General features: G+C 64.4%; 10 protein-coding genes. 2 read left to right on the forward strand and 8 right to left on the reverse strand.

The features are described 5' to 3' along the window. Window positions 1-224 precede the first annotated feature (224 nt). Window positions 225-1,511 (reverse strand): class I SAM-dependent methyltransferase, encoded by a 1,287-nt coding sequence (locus PMI15_RS19300; protein ID WP_007873217.1) that lies wholly within the window; start codon window positions 1,509-1,511, stop codon window positions 225-227. 100 nt (window positions 1,512-1,611) lie between these two features. After that, entirely contained in the window at window positions 1,612-2,424 is an 813-nt protein-coding gene (locus PMI15_RS19305; RefSeq protein WP_007873220.1) for a ferritin-like domain-containing protein, read from the reverse strand. A 109-nt stretch (window positions 2,425-2,533) separates the two neighbouring features. Between PMI15_RS19305 and PMI15_RS19310 the strand changes: the two genes are divergently transcribed. Together PMI15_RS19310 and PMI15_RS19315 are read left to right on the forward strand one after the other, a co-directional pair. Continuing rightward, entirely contained in the window at window positions 2,534-3,058 is a 525-nt protein-coding gene (locus PMI15_RS19310; RefSeq protein ID WP_007873223.1) for a gamma carbonic anhydrase family protein, read from the forward strand. 43 nt (window positions 3,059-3,101) lie between these two features. Beyond that, window positions 3,102-4,070, forward strand: coding sequence for an Hsp33 family molecular chaperone HslO (locus PMI15_RS19315; RefSeq protein ID WP_007873224.1), 969 nt, complete (start codon window positions 3,102-3,104; stop codon window positions 4,068-4,070). Here the strand turns inward: PMI15_RS19315 and PMI15_RS24125 are convergent, their stop codons facing one another. The 6 genes from PMI15_RS24125 to PMI15_RS19345 all read right to left on the reverse strand — a co-directional run bounded on the left by PMI15_RS24125 (window position 4,071) and on the right by PMI15_RS19345 (window position 9,147). Next, window positions 4,071-4,544, reverse strand: a complete 474-nt coding sequence (locus tag PMI15_RS24125; RefSeq protein WP_007873226.1) for a hypothetical protein — start codon at window positions 4,542-4,544, stop codon at window positions 4,071-4,073. It lies immediately after the preceding gene. A 39-nt stretch (window positions 4,545-4,583) separates the two neighbouring features. After that, window positions 4,584-4,859, reverse strand: coding sequence for a septum formation initiator family protein (locus PMI15_RS19325; RefSeq protein WP_007873228.1), 276 nt, complete (start codon window positions 4,857-4,859; stop codon window positions 4,584-4,586). A gap of 14 nt (window positions 4,860-4,873) precedes the next feature. Next, window positions 4,874-6,157 (reverse strand): phosphopyruvate hydratase, encoded by a 1,284-nt coding sequence (gene eno, locus PMI15_RS19330; protein WP_007873230.1) that lies wholly within the window; start codon window positions 6,155-6,157, stop codon window positions 4,874-4,876. A 49-nt stretch (window positions 6,158-6,206) separates the two neighbouring features. After that, the gene (locus PMI15_RS19335; protein WP_036840093.1) at window positions 6,207-6,497 is read right to left on the reverse strand and encodes a DUF1330 domain-containing protein; all 291 of its coding nucleotides are present in this window, start codon (window positions 6,495-6,497) and stop codon (window positions 6,207-6,209) included. A 98-nt stretch (window positions 6,498-6,595) separates the two neighbouring features. Then, window positions 6,596-7,453, reverse strand: coding sequence for a 3-deoxy-8-phosphooctulonate synthase (gene kdsA / locus PMI15_RS19340; RefSeq protein WP_007873236.1), 858 nt, complete (start codon window positions 7,451-7,453; stop codon window positions 6,596-6,598). 2 nt (window positions 7,454-7,455) lie between these two features. Next, complete coding sequence (locus tag PMI15_RS19345) at window positions 7,456-9,147, reverse strand: CTP synthase (RefSeq protein ID WP_007873239.1); 1,692 nt, start codon at window positions 9,145-9,147, stop codon at window positions 7,456-7,458. Window positions 9,148-9,371 lie beyond the last annotated feature (224 nt).

The raw sequence follows: 9,371 nt of genomic DNA on the forward strand, positions 1-9,371 counted from the left end.
AGACGCTTCGCCTCTGTCGCCCCGTCCAAGCCTGCGCAGGCAGGCTTGGAGCCGCGGGCTCCAGCCCCTCGGGGGCGGCCCGCCTGTGGCCTGGCAAAGCCAGTTCCGCGGCTCATGCTGGGTTGAAGATTTAGGGATGTAACCAGCGGGGAGGCATTCACCAGCAGGGGCCGCGGGTCCGGCTCCGCCAGCCCCAGGCGCCGCCCCCTTGAGGGGGGAACAGGCTACACGGAGTGAGCCTGGACGGGGGTGTACATATAGTTTCGGTTGAAGGGGTAGCTGGACTGCGCGCCGGCAACAGTGGTGTTGTGCACATCGCCCGAAGGCTTGGCGGCCAGCATCTGGTGCAGCGAGATCCAGCCCTGCTCGAAGCTCATGGCGCTGCCGGCCAGGTAGAGGCGGTAGGCCCTCAGGGTTTTTTCGGCGCGCTCGGGGCCGCCGTCCTGAGCCAGTATCTGGCGGGCTTCGTCCAGCCTGGCTTCCAGCCCATCGGACCAGTTCCACAGCGTGCGCGCGTAATGCGGGCGCAGGTTTTCGGTGTCCACCATTTCCAGGCCGGCGCGCGACATGTGCTCCAGCACGGCGCTGACGTGCATCAGCTCGCCGCCCGGGAAGATGTATTTTTCGATGAAGTCGCCCATGCCGGCGCCGAGCTGGCGGTTTTCCAGGCCGCCGGCCGTGATGCCGTGGTTCATGACCAGCCCGCCGGGGGCCAGCAGGCGCATGATCTTCTGGAAGTAGCCGGTCATCTTGGCCTGGCCCACGTGCTCGAACATCCCAACCGAGGAGATCTTGTCGAAAGGCCGGTCTTCGGTCAGGTCGCGGTAGTCGCGCAGTTCCATACGCACACGCCCGCCCAGGCCTTTTTCTTCGATCAGCCGCTGCACGTGCGCATGCTGGTTTTTCGACAGGGTGATGCCGGTGGCGTCGACGCCGTAGTGCTCGGCCGCCCACATCAGCAGGCCCCCCCAGCCGGCGCCTATGTCGAGGAAGCGCTCGCCGGGCTTGAGCATGAGCTTGCGGCAGATGTGGTCGAGTTTGGCTTCCTGCGCCTGGGCCAGGCTCATGGAGGCATCGCGGTAATAGGCGCAGGAATAGACGCGCCGCGGGTCCAGCCAGAGCGCGTAAAAAGCGTCGGAAACGTCGTAATGGAACTGGATTTGCGCCGCATCGCGGGCATGGGTGTGGGCCGCCAGGGACTTGGCGTGGTGCAGCAGGCTGGACCACCAGCCGGTGTCGCTTTGCACCGGGTTGCCGGGCAGCAGCTTGGTGACCGCGCGCATCACGTCGCGCATGGCGCCCTCGAGCTGGAGCTTGCCTTCGACATAGTCTTCGGCGAGGGCACCTATCTGGCCGGCCTTGAGGCGGGCAATGCTGGACCAATGGGAAAACGCGAGCTTGACGGGCGCGTTGGCCGAGCCCAGGCGCTGGCCCTGGGGCAACTGAAGGGCCACGTCCGCAGGCAAACGCGGCATTTGCGATGGAATATCTGGAACCAGGTGCCGGATCATGCGCAAACTCCTTTGCAAGAGAGTTTCGCAGTCTAGCGCCGTTCGAAAATCCTTGCCGCCATCCTTGTGTAGGAATTCGCCGCGTTTGGAGGCTTTATTCTTAACCCAGCAAAGCCAGTTCCGCCTCGTCAAACCCCGCCCGGCGGCGGGCGTCCAGGTTCAGCGGCCCCTTGAGGCGGGGCGCCTCGTATTGGCGGGCCAACAGGGCATAGGTCGCCACCGGCTCCAGCCCGCGCTGGGCGCACAGATGGCGGTACCAGTGGTTGCCGATGGCGACATGGCCGATTTCATCGCGCAGGATGATGTCCAGGATGTCCACGGCCCGCAGCGCGTCCGGTGTGCCTACCTTGCGCAGCTTGGCCTGCATGGGCGGGGTGGCGTCCAGGCCCCGGGCTTCCAGGGTGCGCGGCACCAGGGCCATGCGCGCCAGCAGGTCGCCTTCGGTCTTGCGTGTCATGTCCCAGAGGCCGGTGTGGGCCGGGAAGTCGCCGTAGTCGTAGCCCATGGCCTGCAATTGGGTGCGCAGCAGGCTGAAGTGCTGGGCCTCTTCGGCGGCGACCTTGAGCCAGTCCAGGTAGTAGGCGCGCGGCATGCCGGAAAAGCGCCAGACCGCGTCCAGGGCCAGGTTGATCGCGTTGAATTCGATATGGGTCACGGCGTGGAGCAGGGCGGCCAGGCCTTCGCGCGTAAAGGGCGAGCGCTTGGGCACGTCCAGGTGGGAGCGCAGCTCGGGACGTTCAGGGCAGCCGGGCAGGCCGGCCGGGGCCTGGAGCGCCAGTTCAGCCGCGATCGCCAGCGTCCCCGCCTGGGCCATGGCCTGCTGTGCCATCAGCACCTTTTGCGCGGGATCGGTTTCCAGCAGCGCCCGCAGCGCCAGCTGGCGCAGTTCTGCGGGGGGCGGGGCGCTGGTCATGGGGGGATTGTCGGCGATACGGCAGCGGCTCCTTACAATCGGGGGTATCGGGGCCGGCTTGGTGCCGGCCCTGCTTTTTTGACCCCGTCCCCTCACAAAGTACAAATCCATGGCCCTCTACCAACTGGACAATCTGGCCCCCGCCGTTCATGAATCCGCCTGGGTGGCCGACAACGCCCAGGTGATGGGCAATGTGAAACTGGCCGAGGACAGCAGCGTCTGGTTTGGGGTGGTGATACGGGGCGACACCGAGACCATTTCCGTGGGCCGGGGCTCCAACATCCAGGACAACAGCGTGCTGCACGCCGACATGGGCCTGCCGCTCACGATAGGCGAGAACGTCACGGTCGGCCACCAGGTCATGCTGCACGGCTGTACCATAGGCGACGGCTCGCTGATAGGCATCCAGGCGGTGGTGCTCAACGGCGCGAAAATCGGCAAGAACTGCCTGGTCGGCGCCGGCTCCCTGGTCACCGAAGGCAAGGAGTTCCCCGACGGCTCCATGATCCTCGGCAGTCCGGCCAAGGCTGTCAGGCAGCTGTCCCCGGAGCAGATAGAGGGTTTAAAAATGAGCGCCAAGCACTATGTAGACAATGCCCGGCGTTACAAGACCGGGCTCAAGAAGGTGGGCTGAGGCCGCCTTTTTTATTGGCCCGCTACCTTTAACCCTTCCAGTCATGTCTGAATTACATAAATTTATCTTTGATGGCCTGCCCGTGCGCGGCATGCTGGTGCGCCTGACCGGCTCCTGGCAGGAGATCCTCAAACGCAGGGAGGCGGCCGGCGGCTATCCGGCCGAGGTCACCAACCTGCTGGGGGAAATGACGGCGGCCGGCGCCCTGATGCAGAGCAACATCAAGTTCAACGGCTCGCTGATCCTGCAGATTTTTGGCGACGGACCGGTCAAGCTGGCCGTGGCCGAGGTGCAGCCCGACCTGAGCCTGCGCGCCACTGCCACGGTGACCGGTACGGTGGACCCGGGCAGCTCGCTGAGCCAACTGGTCAACGTGAACAACCAGGGGCGCTGCGCGATCACCCTGGACCCGAAAGGCAAGCTGCCGGGCCAGCAGGCCTACCAGGGGGTGGTGCCGCTGTACGGCGACCAGCGCGAGAAGATCGAAAACCTCGCCGAGGTGCTGGAGCACTACATGCTGCAAAGCGAGCAGCTGGACACCAAGCTGATCCTGGCGGCTGACGGCAACGTCGCCGCGGGCCTGCTGATCCAGCGCCTGCCGGTCAAGGGCCAGGGCAACCTCGAAGGCCAGATAGACCGCGATGCCAACGAAGACCAGATAGGCGTCAATGAGGACTACAAGCGTATTGCGATGCTGGCCGGCACGCTCAAGCGCGAAGAGCTGCTGGGCCTGGATGCCGACACCATTTTGCGCCGCCTGTTCTGGGAAGAGCAGGTCACGCGCTTTGAGCCCGTGACGCCCAGCTTTGCCTGCAGCTGCTCGCGCGAGCGCGTGGGCGGCATGCTGCGCAGCCTGGGTGCCGACGAAATCGAGAGCATTATTTCCGAGCGCGGCAAGGTGGCGGTCGACTGCGAGTTCTGCGGCGCGCAGTATGAATTCGACCCGGTGGACGCGGCGCAGCTCTTTACCAGCCAGACCAATCAGCAGCCGCCGACCTCCACGGTTCAATAATCAAGCGGAGGCGGCGGCCCGCTGCGCCAGCAGGTCGCTCAGCAGGCGGTGTTCGCAGGCTGGGTCGCTGCATTTGTCGCAGACCCACACCCAGGCTTTGCTCCGGGCTTGCGGCTGCTGTTCTCGCAGCCGCGGCGGCCCCGGCTGCAAATGATGGACGGCACCCAGCGCCTGGGCCAGGCGCTGCGGGGCGCTCCCATGCAACACACAGTAGGCGATGCCTGCGGCAGCCAGGGCAGAGCGGATGGACTGGTCGGCGGCCTGCCGGGCTGCTTCGGCCGACTCCAGCCCGCACAGCAGCGTCAGGCCATAGCCGGTATGACCGGTATGGCCGGCTGCACCGCCTGAAGGCGCGGATGGGTTCGTCACGGCCACTTGCGCATCCCGGCCCGCGTCCTTGAGGGCGCGTTCCAAGGCGCAGGCCAGCTGGTGTTTTCCGGTCGAAGGGGCGCCGGTAACGGCGATTTTCAGCACGGTCAATCCGTCAAGCGCGCCGGCGGGCCTGCCCCAAGCCTACTTGGTGATCTGCACGAAGATTTCATTGGGCTTGACCATGCCCAGTTCGCTGCGGGCTTTTTCCTCGACCATTTCCAGGCCTTCCTTGAGATCCCTGACTTCCGCCGTGAGCTGGTCGTTGGCGGCCTGGGCCTGGACGTTCCTGGCTTGCTGCTCGGTCAGCCGATGCTGCATCTCGCGCACGCTGGGAACGCTGCCCCGGCCTATCCAGAGTTGCGCATGGAAGATGAGCAGCAGCGCAATCAGGACGGCAGGGACGAGTCGTTTTCCCACGTGCGGTTAGGCGTTCAGCGGAGGTTGTAAAAGGCAGCGCGCCCTGGGTAGGAGGCGACGTCACCCAGATCTTCCTCGATGCGCAGCAGCTGGTTGTACTTGGCCATGCGGTCCGAGCGCGAGAGCGAGCCGGTCTTGATCTGGCCGGCGTTGGTGCCCACGGCGATGTCGGCGATGGTCGAGTCCTCGGTTTCGCCGGAGCGGTGCGAGATCACGGCGGTGTAGCCGGCGCGTTTGGCCATTTCGATGGCGGCGAAAGTCTCGGTCAGGGTGCCGATCTGGTTGATCTTGATCAGGATGGAATTGGCAATGTGCTTGTCGATGCCTTCCTTGAGGATCTTCGTGTTGGTGACGAACAGGTCATCGCCGACCAGCTGCACTTTTTTGCCGAGCTTTTCGGTGAGGATCTTCCAGCCGTCCCAGTCGCCCTCGGCCATGCCGTCCTCGATGCTGATGATGGGGTATTTGTCGACCCAGGTTGCCAGGATGTTGGTCCACTCTTCGGCGGAGAGGCTCAGGCCTTCGCCCGACAGCACGTACTTGCCGTCCTTGTAGAACTCGGACGCCGCGCAGTCCAGGCCCAGGGCGATCTGCTCGCCGGCCACATAGCCGGCCGCGGAAATGGCTTCCAGGATCATCTGGATGGCCGCTTCGTGGCTGGGCACGTTGGGGGCGAAGCCGCCCTCGTCGCCGACGGCCACGCTCATGCCCTTGTCGTGCAGGATTTTCTTGAGCGCGTGGAAGACTTCGGCACCGTAACGCACGGCTTCACGAAAGCTCGGTGCGCCCACGGGGATGATCATCAGTTCCTGCAGGTCCAGGTTGTTGTTGGCGTGCGCGCCGCCGTTGACCACGTTCATCATGGGCACGGGCATCTGCATGGCGCCGCTGCCGCCGAAATAGCGGTACAGGGGCAGGCCGGCTTCTTCGGCGGCGGCACGGGCCACGGCCATGCTGACGGCCAGCGTGGCGTTGGCGCCCAGGCGCGATTTGTTGTCGGTGCCGTCCAGGTCGATCAGCGTGCGGTCCAGGAAAGCCTGTTCGCTCGCGTCCAGGCCCAGCACGGCCTCGGAGATTTCGGTGTTGATGTGCTCGACCGCCTTGAGCACGCCTTTGCCGAGGTAGCGCGACTTGTCGCCGTCGCGCAGCTCAATCGCTTCGCGCGAACCGGTGGAGGCACCGGAGGGAACAGCCGCGCGGCCCATGACGCCGGACTCCAGCAGCACGTCGCACTCAACGGTAGGGTTGCCACGGCTGTCGAGAATTTCGCGGCCGACGATATCAACAATTGCGCTCATTTAGGCTCTTTCAAAAATCAGAAAAACAAAGATAAAAAAACAAAACCGATTAGACGCCTTCGACCAGCACCATGCGCATGACGGCAATGCCCTGGCGCGACTGGCGCGCCGCTTCGTATTCGGCGGATTCGTTGAAGGCGCGGGCCTGCTCCACGCTGGGGAACTTCAGCACCACGATGCGGCTGGGCGTCCAGTCGCCTTCCAGCACTTCAATCTTGCCGCCGCGCACGCAAACCTCGGCGCCGTGCGCCTGCATGGCAATGCTAGACAGTTTTTTGTACTGTTCGTATTGTTCGGGGTTCGTAACCGTCACGTTGGCGATGATGTAGGCACTGGGCATATCGGGTTCCAGAGGTTCAAAGGTATCCGCATGCCTTGCCGGCGCGGGATTGTGTTTTGCCGGGGAGCCGCGGGTGTGCCCAGGCGCCGCGTCCATGGTCAGGCGGAAAAATTGTTTTCGAGGTAGCCGTTTTTCTTGGTGACGCGGTCCAGCGCCAGCAGCGTTTCGAGCAGCGCTTTCATGTGCTTGAGCGGCACGGCATTCGGGCCGTCGCTCATGGCCTTGGCCGGGTCGGGGTGGGTTTCCATGAAGAGGCCGGCCACGCCGACCGCCACCGCGGCGCGCGCCAGCACGGGCACCATCTCGCGCTGGCCGCCGCTGCTGGTGCCGTTGCCGCCTGGCAACTGCACCGAATGGGTGGCGTCGAACACCACGGGGGCTTTTGTCTCGCGCATGATCGCCAGGCTGCGCATGTCGGACACCAGGTTGTTGTAGCCGAAGCTCGCGCCGCGTTCGCAGGCCATGAAGCTGTCTTCGTTCAGGCCTTTTTCGCGCGCGGCGGCGCGGGCCTTGTCGATGACGTTTTTCATGTCGCCGGGAGCCAGGAACTGCCCCTTCTTGATATTGACCGGCTTGCCCGATTGCGCCACGGCGTGGATGAAGTCGGTCTGGCGGCACAGAAAGGCCGGGGTCTGCAGCACGTCGACCACCGAGGCGACGGTAGCGATGTCGGCTTCCGAATGCACATCGGTCAGGATGGGCAGGCCCAGTTCGCGCTTGACCTTGGCCAGGATTTCCAGGCCCTTGGCCATGCCGGGGCCGCGAAAGCTGGTGCCGCTGGAGCGGTTGGCCTTGTCGTAGCTTGACTTGAAAATAAAGGGAATTCCCAGCGACGCGGTGATCTCCTTGAGCGTGCCGGCGGTGTCCATCTGCAACTGCTCGGACTCCACCACGCAGGGGCCGGCGATCAGGAAAAACGGTTGGTCAAGGCCGATGTCGAATCCGCAAAGCTTCATGGTCAGGCCACCGCCTTCAGGGGCTTGGCTGCGGGTTTGCCGCCCTGGCCCGCACTGGCGCGCAACTGGAGCACGGCCGCAATGTAGGCGTTGAACAGCGGGTGGCCGGCCCAGGGTGTGGATTTGAATTCGGGGTGGAATTGCACGCCGACAAACCAGGGATGGACATCCTGCGGCAGCTCGACGATTTCGGTGAGCTGCTCGCGCTGCGTCAGCGCGGAAATGACCAGGCCCGAGGCGCGCAGGGCGTCCAGGTAGTTGACGTTGGCTTCGTAGCGGTGGCGGTGGCGTTCGGTCACCACATCGCCGTAGATCTTGTGCGCCAGTGTGCCGGGCGTGACGTCGGAACTCTGCGCACCCAGGCGCATGGTGCCGCCCAGGTCGGACTTGGCGTCGCGCGTCTTGATGGTACCGTCGGCGTCTTTCCATTCGGTGATCAGCGCAATGACGGGGTGCGGCGTCGCGGGGTCGAACTCGGTGCTGTTGGCGTCCTTCAAGCCCGCGACATGGCGCGCGAACTCGATGGTGGCAACCTGCATGCCCAGGCAGATGCCGAGGTAGGGCATCTTGTTCTCGCGTGCGAAGCGGGCCGCGCAAATCTTGCCTTCGACACCGCGCACGCCGAAGCCGCCAGGCACCAGGACGCCGTCAAAGCGCGCCAGGCGCGAAACGTTGTCCGGCGTGATGGTTTCGGAGTCGACGTACTCAATGACCACCTTGGCATGGTTTTTCATGCCGGCGTGGCGCAGGGCTTCATTGAGCGATTTGTAGCTGTCGGAGAGGTCGACGTATTTGCCGACCATGGCGATGTGCACCTCGGTCTGCGGGTGCTCGGTTTCGTAGACCAGGTCGTCCCAGCGCCGGAGGTTGGCCGGCGGTGTGTTGAGGCGCAACTTGTCGCAGATCAGGCCGTCCAGGCCCTGCTCGTGCAGCATGCGCGGCACCTTGTAAATCGTGTCCACGTCCCACATGGAGATCACGCCCCATTCGGGAACGTTGGAGAACAGCGAGATCTTTTCGCGCTCTTCGCTGGGGATGGGGCGGTCCGCGCGGCACAGCAGCACGTCGGCCTGGATGCCGATTTCGCGCAGCTGCTTGGCGGTGTGCTGGGTCGGCTTGGTCTTGAGCTCGCCGGCGGCGGCGATCCAGGGCAGGTAGCTCAGGTGCACAAAAGCGGTGTTGTTGGCGCCCAGGCGCAGGCTCATCTGGCGCACGGCTTCCAGGAAGGGCAGGGACTCGATGTCGCCGACGGTGCCGCCGATTTCGACGATGGCGACGTCGACGGCATCGGGTGTTTCATAGCCGGCGCCGCGTTTGACGAACTCCTGGATTTCATTGGTGACGTGCGGGATGACCTGCACGGTCTTGCCGAGGTAGTCGCCGCGGCGTTCCTTTTCGAGCACGCTTTTGTAGATCTGGCCGGTGGTGAAGTTGTTGGCCTTGCGCATGCGCGTTTCGATGAAACGTTCGTAGTGGCCCAGGTCCAGGTCGGTTTCGGCGCCGTCGTCGGTCACAAAAACCTCGCCGTGCTGGAAAGGCGACATCGTGCCCGGATCCACATTGAGGTAGGGATCGAGCTTGATTAAAGTGACTTTGAGGCCTCGCGATTCCAGGATCGCAGCTAAGGAGGCTGAGGCGATTCCCTTGCCCAGGGAAGACACCACACCGCCGGTGACGAAGACAAATTTGGTCATGTCAGGTACGAACCGCAAGTTCGTAGAGGTGGTAAACGGAGATTATACGGGTTGCCCGCCGGCTTACCCCTTGCAGGGGCTACTGAATTTCGGCCCAATGCCGTTTCAGGCTTGCGCGATGGCTCCCAGTCCGCGTAAGGCCGGCCGGTATAGATTCAAGCAAGCAGGGGCCGCGGAACCGGCTTTGCCGGGCCGCAGGCGCAGCGCCCCCTCGGGGGGCAGCG

The sequence above is a fragment of the Polaromonas sp. CF318 genome (assembly GCF_000282655.1).
Classification (GTDB): domain Bacteria; phylum Pseudomonadota; class Gammaproteobacteria; order Burkholderiales; family Burkholderiaceae_C; genus Polaromonas.